Below are 20,099 nucleotides of genomic sequence, written 5' to 3'. Positions count from 1 at the left end.
CTCTACTTCCGCCCGCGGAATTCGTCCATGGAGTGGTACACGCCGACCGTATTGAGGTAGAAGTCGCGCACCTTCAGCGGGAGCAGGCCGGTGATGGCGCGGTTCAGCCGCGAGGTCCACGGCATGACCACCAGCGCCGAGCCCTTCTTCATCTCCGTCCAGGAGGTGTCGACCACCTTCTCCTGCTCGAGGATGGGGGTGAACCAGAAACCCTTGGCCCCGTCGAACATGCCGGTATTGATGTAGGTCGGGCAGACGGTGGTGACCTTCACGTGCTCGTTGCCGGACTGCTCCAGTTCCAGTCGCACCGAATCCGACCAGCCCAGCGCCGCCCATTTGGAGGCCGCGTACACGCTCATGCGCGGATTGGAGACCAGTCCGGCCGAGGAGGCGATGGTCATGACCCGCGCCTGCGATCCCTTGTTCGCCACCATGGCGGGTAGGAACTCGAGGGTCACGTACATGGGGGCGAGCGAATTGATCGCCATGGTCTTGTCGATGTCGCCGCGGTTCTCGGTCTCCCAGAAGTAGCCGTTGCCGCGCACGATGCCCGCGTTGTTGACCAGCACGTCGATATCGCCGACCTCGGTGCGCACCGACGTGCCCGCATCCCGGATGGCCTGCTGTTCGGAGACGTCGACCACGTAGTGGTGGATGCGGCTGCTGCCGAGGGCGCTCAGTTCGGCGACGGTCTCCTTGAGCGTCTCCTCGTTGATGTCCCACAGCACCACGTCGGCGGCGCGCTCCCGGACCGCCCGGACCGCGAACGACTTGCCCAGTCCCATCGCGGCCCCGGTGATCAGCACCTTCTTGCCCGCTACGTCCTTCATACCCGTGTGTACCCCTGTCTCGAGTGGCAGATTACTTCTGCCGCAATGCCTTCATGGTGGTGAGGAACAGCGTCATGGTCTTGGCCCAGAGCTTCTCCGACATACCGGGCAGCGGTGCGATCGGCAGGACGCGCTGCACCGCGATGGTCTGGGTGTCGACGTATTTCAGCAGACCTTCCGGTCCGTGCCGCCGCCCGGTCCCGGAGATGCCCAGTCCGCCCGAGGGCGCGGCCACCGATCCCCAGGCGGCGATGAAGCCCTCGTTCACATTCACCGATCCGGCGTGGATGCGCGCCGCCACGGCACGTCCGCGATCGGTATCCCGGCTCCACACACTGGCATTGAGCCCGTAGGCGGTGTCGTTCGCCTGATGCACCGCCTCGTCGTCGCTGCCGACGCGGTAGACGGAGACGACCGGCCCGAAGGTCTCCTCGCGGTAGACGGTCATCCCCTCGCGCACCCCTTCGAGGATGGTGGGCTCGTAGAAGTACGGACCCAGATCCGGACGCGCCCGCCCGCCCGCGCGCACGGTCGCGCCCTTGGCCACCGCGTCGTCGACATGCGCTGCGACGGTGTCGATCTGGCGCTGGAAGGTGAGCGAACCGATCTCGTAGGAGAAGTCGCGCTCCTTGCCGAGGGTGAGTGTGCGGGTGTTCTCGGCGAATTCGGTGACGAACCGGTCGTAGACGCTGTCGTGCACGTAGATGCGCTCGATGGATTCACACAGCTGTCCGGCCGAGGCGAAGCAGGCCCGCACCGCGATCTTGGCGGCGGCGGAGACATCCGCGTCGTCCAGCACCAGCAGCGGATTCTTGCCGCCCAGCTCCAGGGAGTAACCGATGAGCCGCTCCCCCGCCTGCTGGGCGATGGTGCGCCCGGTGGCGCTGGATCCGGTGTAGTCGACATAGTCGGCGCGCTCGATGACTTGGCCGCCGATCTCGCGGCCGCGGCCCAGCACCGCCTGCCACAACCCCTTGGGCAGTCCGGCGCGCTCGGCGATATCGATGGCCCACAGTGCGGTGAGCGCGGTCTGATTGTCCGGCCGCGCGATGACGGCATTGCCGGCGACCAGGGCGGGCAGGGCGTCGGAGGCGGCCAGGGCGAGCGGGTAGTTCCACGGCGAGATGACCGCGACCACGCCCTTGGGCCGGTTCAGCACCTCCACCTGGGTGAGCACCGGCATGACGCCGCGCGGGGTGCGGCGGGCGAGCAGCTTCTTGGCCTCGGCGGCGTAGTAGCGCGCGTTCACGGCCACATCGCTGACCTCGTCGAAGGCGTGCACCCGGGACTTGCCGGTCTCGGTCTGCACGATATCGAGGATCACGTCCTGTTCGGCGAGCACCAGGTCGTGGATGCGGCGCAGCACGGCCACGCGGTCGGCGATCGGGGTGCGTGCCCATTCCCGCTGCGCCTCGCGGGCGGTGGCGAAGGCGGCGTCGATATCGGCGGTGGCGGACTGCGGCAGATCGACGATCTTGGCGCCGGTGGCGGGTGCGAAGACCTCCACGGACGGCCTGCCGGCCGCGCGCGCATGGGTCAGCAGGCGCTGCACGAGGTCGAAGGGAAGCGCATCGGCGGCGGCGAGCTGCGGGGCAGTCGTCATTGGTCGCCCTCTCGGTGGGTGGATCGCGGGCGCACCCGCTATTTGCTGAACACCAGTGTTACGTGAACACTGATGTTAGATTAATAGACGTGACGCACCTCATGTCAAGCGCTCCGCGGGGGTTTGTGAAATGACCCAGTCCGCCACGGCCGCTCCTCGACGGGGACGGCCGCCGCAAACAGCCGAGCAGGCCGATCAGGTGCGCGCCCGCATCGTGCTGGCCACCTCCGAGGTGTTCGCCGAACACGGTTCGCGCGGACTCAATGTCGCCCGCATCATCGAGAAGGCCGGATTGGCGCGGCCCACCTTCTACCGCTACTTCGCCAATGCCACCGAACCGCTGCACGCGCTGCTCAGCATCTCCAACGACGATCTGGTCGGCGGCGTGCGCGCGGCGCTGGAACGCAGCGCGGAGCCGGTGCAGCTGGGCATCAATATGATCGAGGCGTACCTGTACTGGGCCGACGGCCACGGCACCATGCTGGCCCCGCTGTTCGCCGAACTACACGATCCCGGGTCACCGGTCTCGTCCTATCGCGAGAGCGCGCTGAACGACATCCGTGCCCTGGTGCGCGCCAAATTCGCCGAGATCGGCCGCCCCGCCCCCAGCGACCTGAATCTCGATACGGCGCTGCAGATCTGCGAATTCGTGGTCTACCGGATCTCGGCCACCGCCCCGCACGGTGAACCGACCCCGGAGGCCATCGCGGAGGCGCGGCTCACCATGATCCGCGGGGTACTGGTGACGCTGGGACGCCGCGAGGACGTGGAGTACGCCCTCACCGTCCCCGGCATCTTCGATCCGGCCTAGCCCGCGGCGCGCGCCGGTGCGTCGCGGTGGGCGCGCTCGAAGACCATGGCGTCGTCGGTGATCCGGCCGTAGCGCAGTTTCGGCAGATCGCGCAGATAGTTCATGGTCAGCTTCCACGGTGCGCGGTCGCCCTGTTTGGGCAGGTGCTCCAGGGCGCGCAGTACATAGCCGGGCTCGAAGTTCAAAAAGGGTGAAGTGCCGACGGCGGGGTCGCGGACCGGGGTGGCCTTGGCGTAGCCGTGCGCGTCCATATGCTTCAGCAGCCGAACCACGTACTCGCACACCAGATCCGCCTTCAGGGTCCAGGAGGCGTTGGTGTAGCCCAGCACGTAGGCGAAGTTGGGGATGCCGGAGAGCATCATGGCCTTGTAGGCCATGGTGTCGGGCAGGGATATCGGCCGCCCGTCCACCACCAGCTCCATACCGCCGAAGACCAGCAGGTTCAATCCCGTCGCGGTAATGATCACATCGGCGTCGAGGTCCGCGCCCGACCCGAGCCGGAGCCCGGACTCGGTGAAGGTGTCGACGGTGTCGGTCACCATGGTCAGCTGCCCCTTGCGGATGGCGCGGAAGAAATCGCCGTTGGGCGCCAGGCACAGCCGCTGATCCCACGGGTTGTAGCGCGGGGTGAAGTGGGTGTCGATGTCGTAGCCCGCGGGCAGCCACTTCTCCTGCCAACCGCGGATCCACGCCCGCATGCGCTGCGGATACCGTTGGCACAGTTGGTAGATGGCGGTGCTGAAGACGACGTTCTTGGCGCGGGTCAGCCCGTAGGCGGCGCGCGCGGGCAGGAAGCGCCGCAGCCGCGCCGCGGTGGGGTCGCGCTCGGGCAGCGAGAGGATGTAGGACGGCGACCGCTGCAGCAGGGTGACGTGCGCGCCCCGCCGGGCCAGCGCCGGGCCGAGGGTGACGGCGGTCGCGCCGGATCCGATGACGACCACCCGCTTGTCGGCGACCTCGAGGTCCTCGGGCCAGTGCTGCGGATGCACGATCGGTCCCGGGAAGCGGTCGGTGCCCGCGAATTCCGGGGTGTAGCCCTCGTCGTAGCGGTAGTAGCCGGAGCAGCAGAACAGGAAATTCGCGGTCACGGTGCGGGTGTCGCCGTCGTGGTCGGCGGTGACAGTCCAGCGGTCGTCCACCGAGGACCATTCGGCGCGAATCACCCGGTGGCGGTAGCGGATACGCCGGTCGATGCCGTTCTCCGCGGCGGTCTCGCGGACGTAGGCCAGAATCGAGTCGCCGTCGGCGATGGCCTTGTCGCCCAACCAGGGCCGGAAGCGGTAGCCGAGGGTGAACATATCCGAATCGGAGCGAATGCCCGGGTAGCGGAACAGGTCCCAGGTGCCGCCGCTGGCCGCGCGCGCCTCCAGGATGAGGTAGCTCCGTGTCGGGAAGGCCCGTTGCAGATGGTAGGCGGCGCCGATTCCGGACAGTCCAGCTCCCACTATGAGCACATCGACGTGCTCCGGCGCATCGCTCATCGTTCCCGTCCTCGCTGCTTCCGCCGAACCGGCATCAGTGCCGGTCGGTGCCCTGCGCACCCGACTCCAGGGTATCGATGCCACCCAGCAGGCCGTCCACGAACCTCCGGATCGCCGTATCGCCGGGCAGCAGTTCCCGCACCGCGCTCCACTGCGGCAGGATGTCGCGCACCTCCGGGAATTCGGCCAGATCCTCCGGGGTCACGAACTCGGTCCATCGGGGCGGCCGGGCGTCCGCCGGCGCGGCCGCGCGCTCGGCGTCGGCGCGCCGCATGAGCAGCTCACCGAGCACGAAGCGCCACAGTGCGGAGTACATGTAGGCGGCGTACTGCGGGCTGGCGCCCAATGCCCGTGCGCTGCGGATGAATTCGTCCAGGATCCAGAGCGCGGCGCGGCCGAAGGACTCCCCGCCCACCAGCAGCTCGGCCACCCACGGCAGCTCCTGGAGTATGTCGATGAGATAGGCGATGAGCGCGACCAGGCGTTCGCGCGGATCTTGCGGCAGTCGAGGCGCGGGCAGTTCCTCGGCGCGGGCGCTGAGCACGGCGATGAACAGCTGCGCCTGCGCCGGGAAGTGGTGGTAGACGGCGGCGGTGCTGACGCCGAGTTCATCGGCGAGTTTGCGCATGCTGAACGCGTCCTTACCGCCCGCGGCCAGCAGCCGCGTGGTCGCGGCGATGATGTCTGCCCTGCTCACGCGCACGGGTCGGCCGCGCCGCCGGGGTGTGGTCGCACTGTCGGCCATGGCTCCCATTCTGCGAAATCACCCTCTCGACACCGGGGTTAGGCTGTGCTAACCATACTAAACACACGCGTTATTTAATTATGGAGGTTGCCGTGACCGATCGCCCCGACGGCCGGGTGGGCTGGACGCTCGCCGTCGTCTTCACCGTCATGTTCCTGGTGTCCCTGGATCTGTCGATCGTCAATGTGGCGCTCCCGGATATCGACGCCGACCTGCACTTCAGCGGCTCCGGGCTGAGTTGGGTGATCAACGCCTACCTGCTCACCTTCGCGGGCCTCATGCTGTTGGGCGGGCGGCTGGCCGATCTGGTGAGCCGCCGCACCCTGCTGCTGGGCAGCCTGGCGGTCTTCGCACTCGCCAGCGCCTGGGGCGGGCTCGCCCAGCACGCGTGGGAACTGCTCACCGCCCGCGCCGTCCAGGGCGTGGCCGCGGCGGTGCTCGCGCCGATGTCACTGGCCCTGGTCACCTCCGAATTCGCCGAGGGCCCGGCGCGTTCCAAGGCCATGGCGGTCTGGGGCGGCGCGGGCGCGGCGGGCGGCGCCGCCGGTGTGGTGCTGAGCGGGTTGCTCACCGAGTACGTCGGCTGGCGGGCGGTCATGTGGGTGAACGTGCTCTTCGCGGTACTGGCCGCGGCCGCGGTGCTGCGCGCCGTCGCCCACCGGGACGTGACGCGGCGCGCGGGTCTGGACCTGCCGGGCGCGGCACTGGTCACCGCGGGCGTGACCGCGCTGGTGGTGGCGGTGATCTCGACCGAGGAGCACGGCTGGACCTCGGCGCGCACCCTCGGCTGGGCGGCGGCCGGAGCGCTCGCCCTGGTCGCCTTCGCACTGGTGGAGGCGCGTACCGCCGATCCCCTGGTGCCGCTGGGCTTCCTGCGCCGCCGCTCCCTCGTCGGGGCCACCGTCTTCGGGTTCATGCTGGCCTCGGCGCAGTTCGCGAGCTTCTACTTCGTCTCCCTGCTCATGCAGCGGGTGCTGGGCTACTCGCCGGTGGCGACCGGGCTGGCCTTCGTGCCGTTCTGCCTCGGCGTGGGCATCGGCCTGCGGGTCGCCATGCTCACCGCGCCGAAATACGGTCCGCGCCCGGTGCTGCTGATCGGCGGGCTGCTGGGGGCAGCGGGTCTGCTGTGGTTCGGATTCGCCACTCCCACATCGCATTTCCTGGTCGCCGTGCTGGGTCCGTCGATGGTGGCGAGCATCGGGGTGGGCGCGGCCACGGTGGCGATGGGAGTCGCGGCCGTCAGCGGCGTGCCCGCCGAGCAGTCGGGGCTGGCCTCCGGAATCCTCAACAGCGCACGGCAACTCGGCGGCTCATTGGGGCTGGCGGTGCTGGCCACCACGGCCGCGACCGTCATCGGTGACAGCGGCGCGCCCGACGTGCTCGCCGACGGGTACACCACCGCGCTGCGGCTGGCGGCGGCACTGCTCGCGGTCGGGGCCGTGGCCGCCGCGCTCATCCTGCGCGCACCGGCCCGGCAGCCCGCGCCCGCTGCCGCGCCCGCGCCATAGTCCGCGGCGGCACCGGCGTACGAAGTCGCGGCAGCGGCGACGTGCGATAGTCCGCGGCTCACCGGCGGCGGAACCCGCAGCGCGTCGCCGCCGGCACCGGATTCCTATGGCGTATCGAGGAATTCGGCGACGGTGGCGGCCACCAGGGCCGGATCGTTCTTGTCGATGCCGAAGTGGTCGAGGCCCCGGAAGGTGTAGCGGACGCAGTGCGGGATGACCTCGGCCAGCCGGTCGCGGTCGGCGTCGTCGCGGGCGAGCCGGTCGCGGTCGCCGTCCATGAGCAGCACCTCCGCCGTGATGTCGCGATAGTGCGGATAGGTGTCGTCCAGGCGGATGACCTCGCGGTGCTCGCGCAGGTTCTCCCACAGCAGACTCGAGATGATGTCGCGCTCAGGCGCTTTCATGGCCAACGGCATGGCGCGCTCCAGCATCCACTTCGGCACGCGGCGGATGCCCTCCGGACCGACCGCACGCAGGTACTGCACGAACGCCTTCCAGGGCTTGTCCTGCCGCAGATACTTCTCATAGGACGGGATCCAGTTCGAGGGCATCGAACCGTTGACGGAGACACCGGGTTCGTATATCGCGACCTTCCGGATCTCCGGATCCCGCGCCGCCTCCAGGGCGATGAGCCCGCCGTAGCTGTGCCCGACCAGCAGGGTCGCGCCGGTCTTGTCGCGCAGTGCGCGCAGATCCTCGAGTTCGGTGTCGATGCTGTAGTCCTCCCCCTGCGGCCCGCTGTCGCCGCGGCCGCGCCGCTCCATGATGTGGACCGTGAATCGCTCCCCCAGGGTACGGGCGAAGCGGGCGAAACCCGCGGCCACCGACAGCGCCCCCGGAATCACGATCACCCCCGGGCCGTGCCCGGTGGTGTGAAAGGCGATCGGCGTGCCGTCGGCGGCGATGATCGTCTCGCTGGTTCCCTCGAATTCGGCAGGCATTCCCATATCCCCCAGTCTGCTCCAAACGGACGAATCAGCGGTCTAGTTCACGCGCAGTCCGCTCGCGCGCAGCACCCGGCGGTCGATTCCGGAGCGAATGGACTCCTCGGTGCCGATGATCCGGACCCGCTTGCGCGCACGAGTGATGGCCGTGTACAGCAATTCCCTGGTGAGCAGCGTGGATTCGGGCCCGGGCAGCACCACCGAGACGGTGTCGTACTGGCTGCCCTGGCTGCGGTGGATCGTCATGGCGTACACGGTGGTAACGCCGGGGAACTGGGTGGGGTGCACCAGATACGGTTCGGTGCCGCGCTGCAGGGCGGCGCGCAGCGTGCCGTCGGGCGCGCGCACGATCACGCCGGTGTCGCCGTTGTAGATGCGGGCCTCGTGGTCGTTGGCGGTGACCAGCAGCGGCTGACCCGGATACCACTGTCCCGCACCGGGATCGGAGGCGATACCGGCGGCGGTGACCCAGCTGGCGGCGAGCCGGTCCCAGCGCTCCACGCCGTAGGGGCCCTGCCGGTGCGCGCACAGCAGCCGATGCGATTCCAGGGCGGTGAGCGCGGCGGCGGCATCACCGCGCAGGGCGGCGTCGGTGGCGTCGCCGGAGGCGCGCAGCAGGTCCTCGCGCACCTTGGTGACGTCCTCGGGGGCGTGCAGGGACAGTTCGTGGCCGCCGTCGGCCAGCAGCGCGAGAGCGGCGTCCGCGTCACCCGCGCGTACGGCCACCGCCAGTTCGGCGATGCGCCCGCCGAAGCGGCGGCCCCGGGTGAGCCGGACGATGCCGCCGCGCAGGCGTTCCCGTTCCCGCCCGGACAGCGCGGCCGGGTGGGCGGCGGTGGCGGACAGGTCCGCGCCGAGGATTCGGTCCAGCGCCGGATTCGCCTGTCCCGGTACGGGTCCGGCGACCAGGTCGGCCAGCACCGCGCCCGCGTCCACCGAGGCCAGCTGGTCCGGATCGCCGACCAGCACGAGGCGGGCGTCCGGGCGGACGGCGGGCAGCAGGTGGCTCATCATGGTCAGCGACACCATGGAGGTCTCGTCCACCACGATCACGTCATAGGGCAGGCGGTTGAATTCGTTGTGCCGGAAGCGGGACGCGCCGCCGCGCTGCCAGCCCAGCAGGCGGTGCAGGGTGGCGGCGGTGAGTTCCGGCAGGCCGATATCCCCGGCCTGCTCCCGCACCGACTCCTGGAGGCGGGCGGCGGCCTTGCCGGTCGGCGCGGCCAGGGCGATGCGCAGCGCGGGCGCGCCCGGGGCGGCCAGCTGATGCGCCACCAGCAGCGCCAGCACCCGCGCGATGGTGTGGGTCTTGCCGGTGCCGGGGCCACCGGCGACCACGGTGGTCCACTGGGTGGCGGCCAGCGCGGCGGCCAGCCGCTGCCGGTCGGGCGGCTCCCCCGGCCCGGTCTGATCGGGGAAGAGCCGATCCAGTTCGCGCCGAACCAGTTCCGCGTCCACCATCGGATGGGTGGCGGCGCGTTCGGTGAGCACCCGGCGGATGGTCTGTTCCTGCTGGTAGTAGCGGCTCAGGTAGAGCAGCGGTCCGGCGGGCGTGTCGACCAGGCGCAGCGGGGTGAGCGGTCCGGCCGGGCTGCCGCACACCAGCGGGCTCACCCGCAGCGCCGCGATGACGGCGTCCACATCGGGCCAGGGCAGGGTGGCGGGGTCGATGGCCGACTCCTCGGTCCCCTCGGCGTCCACACCGATCTCGTGCATGCGCCGCAGCTCCAGACAGACCGAGCCGGAGCGCACGGCACGCACCGCCAGCGCGGTCGCGAACAGGACGAGGGGTGAATCCTCCCGGCCCAGCCGCCCCAGCCGCACGGCGACATGCACATCGGCGGCGGACAGCACACCCGCCTCGTTGAAGGTGCGCAGCGGCCCGGTGCCGCGCTGCGCCACCGCGATCGACGTCATCGCCCGGTCACCACCCTTCGCCTCGGCCCGACCGTCATGCCCGTCCTCCGCCCGTCTCGCCCGCCAGCAGGCCGGACAGTTCGACCACCAGCGCGGCGGGCGGTTCCCAGTCGAAAACGCCCGCACCGTCCGGGGTGTCGGGGCCGATCATGCCGCGCACGAACAGGTAGCGGATGCCGCCGAGGTGGCGCTCCGGGGCGTAGTCGGGCAGCCGCCAGCGCAGATAGCGGTGCAGGGCAACCGAATACAGGATCGCCTGGAGCGGGTAGTGGGAGCGCATCATCTCGGCGGCCATATGTTCGTGGGTGTAGTGGGCGACGGTGAGGTCGCCGGTGCCGAGACGGTTGGTCTTGTAGTCGACCACCACGAAACGCGGGCCCGGAATGCGCAGCACGGCGTCGATACTGCCGGTGAGGTAGCCGCGCAGCGGGGTGTCGTCCAGATCGGCGAGCTGGTCGGCGTAGTCGGCCAGCGGATCGCCGGGCGGGAGATGTCGGCGCAGCAGGGTGGCGATATGGGGCACGGTCACCCGCTCGCGGGCGGGCGTGTCGCCCCCGGCGAGGGGCAGTTCGAAATCGAGTTCGCTGAGCCGGTCGCGGGTGGGGATGTCGGCGAGGCAGCCGAAGCCGATCGGGGTGCGCATGACCGCCAGCAGTGCCCGCGACAGCACCTCGGGGTCGGCGTCGAACATCTGCTCGGCCACGGCGTGCGCGGTGCGGTCGCGGATCTCGGCGGCGAGGTCGGGGGCGTCGGTGTCGACGTACTCCAGCACCTCGTGCACGAGGGTGCCGAATTCGGCACCGTAGGGCAGATCGTTCATGAGTGAGGGCGCGGCCGCCGCCACGGGGGCCGCGCCGTCGGCGAGCACGCTCGGCGCGTCGGGTTCGTCGGCGATGCCGCGCCCGTCCGGGGTGTCGGTGGTGGGTGCGTGGTCGTGGGCTCCGGCGGTGAGCGCCGAATAGGACGTGCGCCGCCAGTCGTGGTCGAGTACCCGGTCGAAGCGGGCGGCGGCGAGTTCACCGACCGCGCCGTCGGTGGTGGCGGCCGCCAGTCGGGCCGACCGCGCCCGGTCCACCGGTTCCACCGTGATCACGCCGTCTCCGGCGGTGGCGGCCCAGGTGGTGATCCGTTCCAGGGCAACGTGATCGGCGGGCACCGCCACCTTGTCGGCGACCTCGTCGCCGCCGGGTTCGCGGCCGAACAGCATGCGGTGCAGCGGGCCGGTGGCGGTGTTGTAGCTGGGCGCCCACCAGGCCACCACCTGCGCGCCGGCGCGGGTGAGCGCCACGTACAGCAGCCGCAGCTCCTCCCCCGCCGCCTCGGCCTCGGCGCACCGCTTGCGCTGAGCGTGGCCGGGAGCGTCGGGACCGCCGACATCGAGCACGCGGCGGTCCCGCTCGTCGTGGAACAGCAGGGCCGCGTTCTTGGGCAGCATCATCGAGTCCCACGCGAAAGGCAGGTAGACGACCGGGAATTCGAGGCCCTTGCTGGCGTGCACGGTGGCGATCTGCACCGAACGGGCGTCGCGGTCCAGGCGGCGACTGCGGCCGGTGACCGCACCCGACGCCGGATCGCGCACCCGGTCGGCGAGCCAGCGGGCCAGTGCGGTGAGACCGAGGGATTCGCGCAGCGCCGCCTCGTCCAGCAGCTGGGCGAGCTGCCGCAGGTCGGTGAGTTGCCGTTCCCCGCCGTCGAGGGCGAGCAGGCGCGGTGCGAGTTCCCTTTCGGCGGAGAGCTTTTCGAAGACAGCGGCGAATCCGGCGCGGGTGAACAGGCGGGCGGAGTCGCGCAGCAGAGCGCTCAGCTGGCCGACGAGATCGGCTCCGCCGCTGTCGATCTCGACGGCGGACAGGCCGAACAGGGCGGTGCCCGCGGCCAGGCGGACGCGGTCGGCGCGGTGCGGCTGCTCCAGGGCGCGCAGCACCCACAGCCAGTCCATGGCCGATTCGGTGCCGAAAACGCTGGCCCCGCCGGTGAGTACGGAGGGCACCCCGGCCTTCTCCAGGGCGGCGCGCACCAGGTTCAGCTGGGTGTGGGTGCGCACCAGCACGGCGATATCGCCCGCGTCCACCGGGCGCTCGCCCGCGGACGTGGTGACCCCGGATTCGAGCAGGCGCACGATATCGGCGGCCACATCGGTGGCGACGCGTTCGCGCTGGCGGCCCACGGTGGGGAAGCCGGACTTGTTGAGCGGTCCGGCACCGCTGCGTGGGAAACAGCGCAGCCGCAGCGGGGTGATGGCTTCGGCCGGGCCGGACAGCCGGGTCCACGGGCGGGTGGCGGCGACCGGGTGGACGCGAATCTCCTGATGTCCCAGGGCCGCTCCGCTCTGCACGTGCGCGAGGGCCTGGAGCAGGCCCGCGTCGCTGCGCCAGTTGACGGTGAGTTCGCGGCGGCTGTCGGCGACGGAGACGGCGGTCAGATAGCTGAGCACCTCCGCGCCCCGGAAGGCGTAGATGGCCTGCTTGGGGTCGCCGACCAGGACGAGGGTGGCGTGGCCGTGGAAGGCGCGGCGCAGGATGTCCCACTGCAGCGGGTCGGTGTCCTGGAATTCGTCCACCAGCGCCACCCGGAACCGGTCCCGGATGCGGCGGCAGGCGCGCTCGCCGTGCTCGGTGTCGGCCAGCACCCGGTGCAGCAGCACCAGCAGGTCGTCGAAGTCGCGGATGCCCGAAAGCTGTTTGCGGCGTGCCACTTCCGCGCGCACCGCCTCGGCGAAGGCCACCCGCTCGGCCGCCGGATCGCCGTCGTACTCGGCCTGCGGCACCAGCATCGACTGCCGATCCCCCACCGCGGACACCGCCAGCTCGTGCGCCTCCGACGGGCTGAACGGCGCACCGTCGCGCGCGTACCGGCTCACGTACAGATCGTCGGCCACGGTGGCGACGACATCCTCGATGCTCTCCACCAGCCGGGCCCCCGGATCCCGCTCCCCCGCCAACCCCAGCTCGTCCAGCATGCGCTGGCAGAAGCTGTGCGTGGTGGCGATCGACCCGGCGTCGAAATCCGACAGCGCCGCCAGCAGCCGCTCCCGCCGCAGCGCCACCTCCGCCGAAGCCGCTTGCGCCAGCAGGGAAACCAGCTCATCCCGGGACTCTCGGGCCGCCTCCGGATCGGCCAGCTCGGTCGCCACCTCCACGAACCGGTTCCGCGTCCGCTCCCGCAGTTCCTGGGTGGCCGCCCGGCTGAACGTCACCAGCAGCAGCTGCGAGATATCCACCCCCGCCTCGGCCACATACCGCACCGCCAACCCCACGATGGCGTACGTCTTCCCGGTCCCCGCACTGGCCTCCAGCACCATGGTCCCGGCGGGCAGCGGCCCCAGCAGATCGAACCGCGACTCGGCCCGCCCCTGCGGCCCCGGCGCACCACCGTTCCCCGTCGTCTCGTCCCCGGATCCCCGCTCCGGGGCGAGCTCTGATGCGTCTCGCCCGACGTCCGCGACCGGTCGCGGCCGATCGTGCGCACCGTGGCGGTCCGCACCCTGCTCGGTACGCTCGCCGGTCGAAGGTTCGGCGGCAAAACCCGTTTCGGGGGCGGCGTCGTGCCGCGGCGGCGCGGGTTCGGATCGCGCGGTGCGGGCCTGTCCACCGCTGTCGTCCGCACCGAGCGCGGGGTCCCGGGGCAGGTCGTCGAGCGGTAGGGCCAGCACGTCCAGGGCGGTATCGGTATTCGCGGGCTCCGGGTCGCGGGGCGGGCGGGGGCGGCGGCGGGCCGGGGTGGCCGGGTCCGCCGCCGTGTCGGTGAGGGAGAAGAGTTCGTCGCTCATCCGTGCTTCGCGGTCGTCGTCATGGTCTCCCCTGATTCTCGTTGGCGAGCAACGGATTCCACAGCATTCGGGCCAGTTCGCCGAAGCGTGTCGGCTCGTCGCCGCCGTGTTCGGCCGGGGCTCGGGTCAGGTCCGGGAAACGCAGGGCCGGACCCCACACCTGGCGGAGGTAGCGGTCGGTGCGTTCACCGTACGCGCTGTCGAAGTCCTGTTCCGCGGAGAGGGTGGCGTCGTCCACGGACGCGCCCTTGCAGCGGCGGTCGGCGTAGACGGCGGTCGCCGACGGGGCGATGGGCAGGGGTTCGGTGAGTCCGGCGTCGCGCAGGTGCACGAGTTGGCGCAGGATGGCGCGGGCGGTCGCGGCGTCGGGGGCGGTGAGGGTGGACTGCCAGACCGGATTGCGGAACTGGCCGCGGCCCAGGGTGAGGGCGCGCCAGCTCTGATGCGAACCGCTGGCGGCCAGGGCCAGCAGCCGCACCCAGGCGGCGAGCCGGTGTTTGGGGGCGAGCCGCGAGTAGGTGGCGCGCAGCAGCGCGTCGTCGTGCACGTCGGCGACGGTGCCGGTGAGGCGGCGGCCGTCCCCGAGGTCCACCGCCACGTCGATGGTGCGGCCCGGGATCTCGTGCATGGGGCGGGCCACCCGCACCAGCTGGTCCACGGTGCCCTCGATATCGTCGAGCACCGCCGCGCCCATGCGCGCGGGCGGCAGGGTGCCGCGCCGCCATTCGGCCGCGCGCAGCATATCGGCCTCCACGCCGTTGAGCCGCGCGGCCAGCATGCGTTCGCCCATGGACCATTTGGTGAGTCCGTCCAGGGCGATCGGCAGCCGGTCGTCGATCTCCTCTTCCTCCTCGGGCACGCGGATGCCGAGCCGCTGCCACAGGAAGGCGCGCACCGGATGTTCGGCGAAGGCCACCAGATCGGTGAGCTCCACATCGCCCGGCGCCGCGGAGGGCAGCGGGGCGGCGAGGAATACCGGCCGCGACCGCTGCGGCCGGCGCGCGGCCACCGCGCCCGCGAGGGCCACCGGATCGAAGCTGAACGGGTCGTCGGCGCGGAAGTTGGCGGCGTCGAAGGGTTGCAGTGGATGCCGCCGCACGATCCGTGCCATGGCCGCACGGCCGACATGGGCGCGCACGGTGTCGAGCACCTCGGCGAGCGGGATGGCGGGCGGCCGGTGCGCCCCGGTGACCGGATCGGATCCGGTGTGCAGCAGCACGAGTCGCTCCCCCGCCGCCATGATGGCGTCCAGCAGCAACTGCCGGTCCTCGCTGCGCGGGTCGCGGTCGCCGGGGCAGCGGTGCCGGGCCAGCACATCGTCGCCGTCGATGCCGCCAGCGCGCGGGAAGACCTCGTCGTCGAGTCCGAGCAGTACCACCACCCGGTGCGGCACCGACCGCATGGGCACCATGGTGCACACGGTCAGCTCGCCGGTGCGGAAGTTGGCGCGCGAGGCCCGCCCCGCCAGCCGGGTCGCCAGCAGCGCCGCGATATCGGGCAGGCGCAACGGCACGTCCCCGGCGTGTTCGAGGGCGGCGGCGAGTTCCCGCCGCGCCTGCACGCCCGTCCACGCCTGAGCGCGGGTCACGTCGGTGAGCAGATCGAGCGCGCGGCCGAGGACCGCGGCCCACTCCCCGGCCGGGCGGGCGGTTCCGGCCGGTTCGGCCAGGGTGGGGCCGCGCAGGTCGCGCAGGCAGACCGCGAGCCGGTCCACGAATTCCGCGAAGCGCCCCGCCAGATCGATGTCACCCGAGTCGACATCGTCGAGCGGCAGCGCCAGATCCAGCCAGTCGGCGCCGGATTCGCCCGCGGCCACGCCGAGCAGAATGCGGTCCACGGCGGCATTGAGCGTGTTCTGCGCGAAATCGCCGAGTCCGAACGCCTGCCGCTGCCGCTGCCCGATACCCCAGCGCGCCCCGGTCTCGGCGGCCCACTCCCGCAGTCGTTCCAGATCGTCGTCGTCGAATCCGCAGCGTAACCGCACCGGTTCGGCCGCGGCGAGGTCCAGCACCTCGGTGACGGTGACCCGGCCGTCGGCCAGCTCCAGCAGTGTCCCGATCACGCCCAGCAGCGGATTCACCGCCCGCTGCGCCCGATCGGCCAACCGCACCCGCAGTGCGTGCCCGGGATGCCCGGCTTCGGCGGTGTCGAGGGACCACTGCCCGAAGGCCGCCCGCACCAGCGGCGCATAGCTTTCCACGTCCGGGCACATGACCACCACATCGCGCGGTTGCAGCGTGTGATCCGCGGCGAAGATGTGCAGCAGACAGTCCCGCAGCACCTCCACCTGCCGCGCCGGACCGTGGCAGGCGTGCACGCCGACGGTCCCGTCCCCGGCCAGCTCGGGTTCGACCGCCACCGGCCACCGATCCTCCCGGATCGCGGCCTGCAACGCGGACAGCAGGGTGCGCTGGAGGTCCGGCGTGTCCGACGCGGCCTCCGCCGTCCGCGCGGCGGGTCGTTCGCCCCGGCCCGGCGCTGCGGTTGTACCGGGCGATATCGCGGCGGGCGGGTGGTAGGTGTCGGTGTGGTCGTAGGCGTGCAGGCGCTGCTGCAATTCGCGCACGTCGCGGCCGAGGGCGGCGAGCAGCGGATGCCGCACCCGCACAAGGGAATCTGGCATCTCGCTCGAAGGTGACGATCCGTCCGCTCGGTCCACCCGCTCCCGATCGGAGACCGCGCGCACCGATGCGGAGGTATCACCCGCCGCATTGGAACCCGACCGGTCTGCCGAATCAGCCTGCGTGTCCGCACCGTTCGACGCCAGTTCCGTCCACAGTGTCGGACTCGGGTGCACCAGCCACAGGTGTACCTCCCGCCCCGCGGACAGTGCCGACAGCACCTCGAGCTGGTCGGTGGTCAGTCGCGTCACGCCGAACAGTGAGATCCGCCGTGGCAGCGACACCACCCCGGGCTCCGCCCGCAGGTGTGCGCATGCGGCGGACAATCGCTCGGCCGGGCTCGGCACTCCCACGGCTTCCCGCAGCGTCCGCCACAGGCGCGGCTGCCAGCGCAGATCCTCCGGCAGCTCGCGCCCGGTGCCGTCGGTGTCGAGCCCGTCCGCCCACGCGGTGATCATGCCGGGGCGCTGGGTGCCGTAGCCGTCGAACAGGTCCGCGATCCGCGCGGCGGTGGCGTAGCGCCGCCCCACCTTGTGCCCGGCGGCATCGCCCCGGCCGAGATGCCGCGACAGCACACCGCACCACGGTTCCGCCAGCACCGCGTCCAGCACCGGCAGCAGCGTCCACACCAGTCGTTCGGGAGCCCACGGGTCCGTATCGGGGGTCAGCCCGGTCGCCTCCGCCAGCACCGCGCCCACCAGGCTCGCCGGATCCGGGAATTCGATATTCGCGGCGATGCCGTCACCGCCGGTCGCACTGCCGAGCACCGTGGCCAGCCGCTGGATCACCCAGCGCTCGATCCCCTTGGCCGGTACCGCGACGACCTCGGCGGCGAAGGGGTCGTCAAGGGGTCTGGCCAGCAGCTGGGCGAGCGCGTCGACGAGCGTGTCCGCTCGCTCGGCCCGGTGAATGTGCACGAGCTGTGTTTATACAGTCGGCGAACCGGATGCAAACACCGGGTGCCGCGCGCCTTACGGTGACACGCGCCACACGCCGCGGATTTGCTCGGGCGCGTCACACGGGATTCGGCAATCGGTGTGCGACAGTGCTTTGCGGGGAGGGCTTTTCGGGGAGGTAGGCAGTAGCGCAGTAGGTACGGAAAGGCTGGTTCGCGTCGATGTCCGCCACGGTGATTCCCCTGGTGCCCAGAAGCGGGTTCACGGTTCGTCGCGTCGGCGACCGCTGGGAGTTGATCAACTCGCGCCACTACGGCCGCGGCATCGTCCTGCACACCTGGCCGCGCGAGCGCCACTCCGAGGCGTTCGAACACTGCTACCGCCTCAACGGCCGCAGCGTCGAGGAGCTCGAGGCCGCGTTCCGCTGATCGCGGCGGGCATGCGAAAGCCACTGCGGGCAGACGTATTTCGCCAGCTCCCGCACGAATTGTCCGCAAGACGTGCAGAGCGGACACTTCACTGTCTATTGTGGTCCACCGTGCGTTCTCCGAAGCCTCGGCGCAACCGTGTGGCCGCCTCCGCCGCCGTCCTCACCGCCGCCGCCCTGATCCCCACCGCGCCCGCACTGCTGCCGGATGGGATGGGACCGTCCTTACCGACGGCCGCCGCGCAGTGCATGGCCGGCTTCGACTGCGATATGTCCAGCCGCATCGCGCGGGTGGACGACTACCTCCAGGGCCGCCCGGGACTGGTCGGATACGTGGTGCGCGACCGGGTTACCGGCGGCATCTACCGAAACGCCAACGCCGAGACCATGTTCTGGACGGCCTCCACCATCAAGCTGGCGATGGCCGAGGATCTGCTCAACCGCGCCCGGGTCGGCGCGATCGCTCTCGACGCCGGTGATCGCGGCCTGCTGGAATCCATGCTGGCAACCTCCAACGACACCGCCGCCGACATCCTCTGGAACAAGTACGCGGGCGTGGACCGCATGGCCTTCCAGAACGCCTTCCGCGCCAACGGTATGGGCGGGCTGGTGCCGATGCCGCCCACCAGCTCCATGGCGCAAACCAAGCTCTTCCCCGACTGGGGCTTCCAGCAGTGCACCCCGTCCGATCTCGACCGGCTGATGGACAGCGTGCTGACCGGTATGCATCCCGACGACCGGAACTATCTCGTCGACCGCATGCGCCGGGTGGACACCAACCAGCACTGGGGGGTGTGGGGTGCGGGCGCGGCCATGCGCCCGGGCCTGAAGAACGGCTGGTCGCAGGAGCAGGGCGGCTGGGTGGTCAACTCGGTCGGCTTCGCCGGACCGGACGAGCGCTACACCCTGGCGATCATGAACTCGCTCGGCGGTGCGGGCGGGTACGCCGAGGGCGCGGAGACCACCACCCGCGTCGCGGAGATCCTGTTCAAGGGCCGCGGCTGATCCGACCCCCGTGCCGCCGCTCCCTCAGTCCGCACCCGGGCCGGAGCGGCGGCGCAGCAGCGTCGGCGCATCGTCGCGCGGGAACGGGATGGTGGAGAAACCCCACGGCATGAGGTAGTCGCCGGGGACCGTCCACTCGTAGTCGCGGGCCAGCGCCGCGATGATGGTCTTCACCTCCATGACCCCGAAGTGCATGCCGATGCACTTGTGCGCACCCGCGCCGAAGGGCAGCCAGGCCAGCCGGTGCGCGCGATCCTCCCGCCGGTGTTCGGCGAACCGCCCCGGATCGAAAAGTTCGGGGCGCGTCCAGAACTCGGGCAGCAGGTGATTCACACCGTGGGCGATGTCCACCTGGGTGCCGGCCGGGACGAAATGCCCGGCGATCTCGGTGTCGCGGGCGGCGCGCCGCACCAGGCCGGGCACCGGCGGCAGCAGTCGCAGACTCTCACGGATCACCAGATCGAGGTCTCGCAGCCGGTCCAGATCGGCGATGGTGGGCGGGGCGCCGTCGAGTTCGGCGTGCAGGGCCAGGGCTTCGGCGCGCACCCGGCGCTGCCACTCCGGATGCCGACCCAGGTAGTAGGCGGTCGCCGTGACGGTGGTCGTGGTGGTGTCGTGGGCCGCCATGATCAGGAAGATCATATGGTTCACCACGTCCGCGTCACTGAACACCGCGCCGTCCTCGGTGCGGGCCCGGCACAGCGCGGAGAAGAAGTCCGGTCCCGGTGCGCGCCGCTTGGCGGGGATCATGCGGGTGAAGTACTCCTCCAGCACCTTTCGACCGCGCAGCCCCGCATACCAGTTGCCGCCCGGCACCGGGAAGCGCAGCAGGGCCAGGGCCGCGTGAGTGCAGCGCAAGAACGCCCGGCCCAGCCGTTCGCGTTCGGCGCCGGAATCGACCGCCATGAACACATCGGTGGCGATGCGCAGGGTGAGCTCCTTGAAGGCCGGGTACAGCGGCACCCGCCGTTCCCCGGCGGGCGCCCAGCGGGCGACGGCGGCGTCCACGACCGCGGTCAGTTCGGTCAGATGCTCCTGCAACCGGTCGCGGGTGAACGCCTGCTGCATGATGCGGCGGTGGAACATGTGCTCGTCGAAGGAGAGCAGCAGCAGTCCGCGGTGGAAGAACGGGCCGATGAACCAGTCCCAGCCGGAGCCGAAGTCCTGGCGGCGTCGGCCCAGCACCTCGTCGATGGCCTCGGGTCCGGCCACCAGAACCCGGCGTGCGCCCAGCGCATTGTTGAACGAGACCGGTCCGTACTTGCGATAGCGACCCATCATCTCGGCCGGACCCCAGCGCAGGTACTGCAGACTCCGCCCCAGATACGGCAGCCCGGCATCGCCGCGCACCGCCCGCAGCCCGCTGTCCGGGGGCGGTGCGGCGAGCTCCCGCGCTCGCTCGGGCAGGCGGCGCAGCAGCCGATCGACCACCGCGGTATCGGGAATCTCGAGCAGGGACAGGTTCTCCGCCTCGGCGCTGACACGACCGGCCACAGCGACCATGGCATTCCTCCCTGAGCGACTGCCCATATTGTATTTTCG

13 protein-coding genes are annotated in these 20,099 nt (G+C 71.0%); 4 read left to right on the top strand and 9 right to left on the bottom strand.

The genetic code is table 11. The annotated features are described in order from the left end of the window. Positions 1-2: 2 nt before the first annotated feature. Together FOH10_RS11920 and FOH10_RS11915 are read right to left on the bottom strand one after the other, a co-directional pair. Positions 3-830 carry an SDR family NAD(P)-dependent oxidoreductase gene (locus FOH10_RS11920; protein WP_143980754.1) on the bottom strand — a complete coding sequence of 276 codons (828 nt, stop codon included), beginning with the start codon at positions 828-830 and terminating at the stop codon, positions 3-5. A gap of 31 nt (positions 831-861) precedes the next feature. Next, positions 862-2,433, bottom strand: coding sequence for a succinic semialdehyde dehydrogenase (locus FOH10_RS11915; RefSeq protein WP_143980753.1), 1,572 nt, complete (start codon positions 2,431-2,433; stop codon positions 862-864). Between the two features lie 130 nt (positions 2,434-2,563). On the opposite strand from FOH10_RS11915, the gene FOH10_RS11910 reads away from it, so the two are divergent. Beyond that, entirely contained in the window at positions 2,564-3,244 is a 681-nt protein-coding gene (locus FOH10_RS11910) for a TetR/AcrR family transcriptional regulator (RefSeq protein WP_143980752.1), read from the top strand. Here the strand turns inward: FOH10_RS11910 and FOH10_RS11905 are convergent. Further along, positions 3,241-4,725 (bottom strand): flavin-containing monooxygenase, encoded by a 1,485-nt coding sequence (locus tag FOH10_RS11905; protein WP_143980751.1) that lies wholly within the window; start codon positions 4,723-4,725, stop codon positions 3,241-3,243. The genes FOH10_RS11910 and FOH10_RS11905 overlap by 4 nt on opposite strands. A gap of 34 nt (positions 4,726-4,759) precedes the next feature. Beyond that, on the bottom strand, positions 4,760-5,470 hold the full coding sequence (locus FOH10_RS11900) for a TetR/AcrR family transcriptional regulator (RefSeq protein ID WP_143980750.1): 711 nt from the start codon (positions 5,468-5,470) through the stop codon (positions 4,760-4,762). Positions 5,471-5,562: 92 nt separating this feature from the next. Between FOH10_RS11900 and FOH10_RS11895 the strand changes: the two genes are divergently transcribed. Then, on the top strand, positions 5,563-6,978 hold the full coding sequence (locus FOH10_RS11895) for an MFS transporter (protein ID WP_244961906.1): 1,416 nt from the start codon (positions 5,563-5,565) through the stop codon (positions 6,976-6,978). A 104-nt stretch (positions 6,979-7,082) separates the two neighbouring features. On the opposite strand, the gene FOH10_RS11890 is transcribed toward FOH10_RS11895, so the two are convergent. The 4 genes from FOH10_RS11890 to recC all read right to left on the bottom strand — a co-directional run bounded on the left by FOH10_RS11890 (position 7,083) and on the right by recC (position 17,146). Then, a complete protein-coding gene (locus FOH10_RS11890) occupies positions 7,083-7,925 on the bottom strand; it encodes an alpha/beta fold hydrolase (protein WP_143980748.1) in 843 nt (280 codons plus the stop codon). Between the two features lie 36 nt (positions 7,926-7,961). Next, on the bottom strand, positions 7,962-9,839 hold the full coding sequence (gene recD, locus FOH10_RS11885; RefSeq protein WP_143980747.1) for an exodeoxyribonuclease V subunit alpha: 1,878 nt from the start codon (positions 9,837-9,839) through the stop codon (positions 7,962-7,964). 34 nt (positions 9,840-9,873) lie between these two features. After that, on the bottom strand, positions 9,874-13,140 hold the full coding sequence (locus tag FOH10_RS11880) for a UvrD-helicase domain-containing protein (RefSeq protein WP_143984033.1): 3,267 nt from the start codon (positions 13,138-13,140) through the stop codon (positions 9,874-9,876). A 487-nt stretch (positions 13,141-13,627) separates the two neighbouring features. After that, the gene (gene recC, locus FOH10_RS11875) at positions 13,628-17,146 is read right to left on the bottom strand and encodes an exodeoxyribonuclease V subunit gamma (protein ID WP_143980746.1); all 3,519 of its coding nucleotides are present in this window, start codon (positions 17,144-17,146) and stop codon (positions 13,628-13,630) included. A 200-nt stretch (positions 17,147-17,346) separates the two neighbouring features. Here recC and FOH10_RS11870 point away from each other — a divergent pair, with 200 nt between their 5' ends. Further along, positions 17,347-17,553 (top strand): hypothetical protein, encoded by a 207-nt coding sequence (locus tag FOH10_RS11870; protein WP_029930573.1) that lies wholly within the window; start codon positions 17,347-17,349, stop codon positions 17,551-17,553. Between the two features lie 98 nt (positions 17,554-17,651). Further along, on the top strand, positions 17,652-18,557 hold the full coding sequence (locus FOH10_RS11865) for a serine hydrolase (protein WP_411157794.1): 906 nt from the start codon (positions 17,652-17,654) through the stop codon (positions 18,555-18,557). 24 nt (positions 18,558-18,581) lie between these two features. Here the strand turns inward: FOH10_RS11865 and FOH10_RS11860 are convergent, their stop codons facing one another. Then, the gene (locus FOH10_RS11860; RefSeq protein ID WP_143980745.1) at positions 18,582-20,060 is read right to left on the bottom strand and encodes a cytochrome P450; all 1,479 of its coding nucleotides are present in this window, start codon (positions 20,058-20,060) and stop codon (positions 18,582-18,584) included. Positions 20,061-20,099 lie beyond the last annotated feature (39 nt).

Source organism: Nocardia otitidiscaviarum (assembly GCF_007362295.1).
GTDB lineage: Bacteria > Actinomycetota > Actinomycetes > Mycobacteriales > Mycobacteriaceae > Nocardia > Nocardia otitidiscaviarum.
The sequence above is the reverse complement of the archived record's forward strand: the minus strand, read 5'-3'. Positions and strand labels throughout refer to the sequence as shown.

Excerpts from the sequence above, each read along its gene's own strand:
- FOH10_RS11920 (WP_143980754.1), bottom strand. The coding sequence starts at position 830 with ATGAAGGACGTAGCGGGCAAGAAGGTGCTGATCACCGGGGCCGCGATG.
- FOH10_RS11915 (WP_143980753.1), bottom strand. The coding sequence starts at position 2,433 with ATGACGACTGCCCCGCAGCTCGCCGCCGCCGATGCGCTTCCCTTCGAC.
- FOH10_RS11910 (WP_143980752.1), top strand. The coding sequence starts at position 2,564 with ATGACCCAGTCCGCCACGGCCGCTCCTCGACGGGGACGGCCGCCGCAA.
- FOH10_RS11905 (WP_143980751.1), bottom strand. The coding sequence starts at position 4,725 with ATGAGCGATGCGCCGGAGCACGTCGATGTGCTCATAGTGGGAGCTGGA.
- FOH10_RS11900 (WP_143980750.1), bottom strand. The coding sequence starts at position 5,470 with ATGGCCGACAGTGCGACCACACCCCGGCGGCGCGGCCGACCCGTGCGC.
- FOH10_RS11890 (WP_143980748.1), bottom strand. The coding sequence starts at position 7,925 with ATGGGAATGCCTGCCGAATTCGAGGGAACCAGCGAGACGATCATCGCC.
- recD (WP_143980747.1), bottom strand. The coding sequence starts at position 9,839 with ATGACGTCGATCGCGGTGGCGCAGCGCGGCACCGGGCCGCTGCGCACC.
- FOH10_RS11880 (WP_143984033.1), bottom strand. The coding sequence starts at position 13,140 with ATGGTGCTGGAGGCCAGTGCGGGGACCGGGAAGACGTACGCCATCGTG.
- FOH10_RS11870 (WP_029930573.1), top strand. The coding sequence starts at position 17,347 with ATGTCCGCCACGGTGATTCCCCTGGTGCCCAGAAGCGGGTTCACGGTT.
- FOH10_RS11860 (WP_143980745.1), bottom strand. The coding sequence starts at position 20,060 with ATGGTCGCTGTGGCCGGTCGTGTCAGCGCCGAGGCGGAGAACCTGTCC.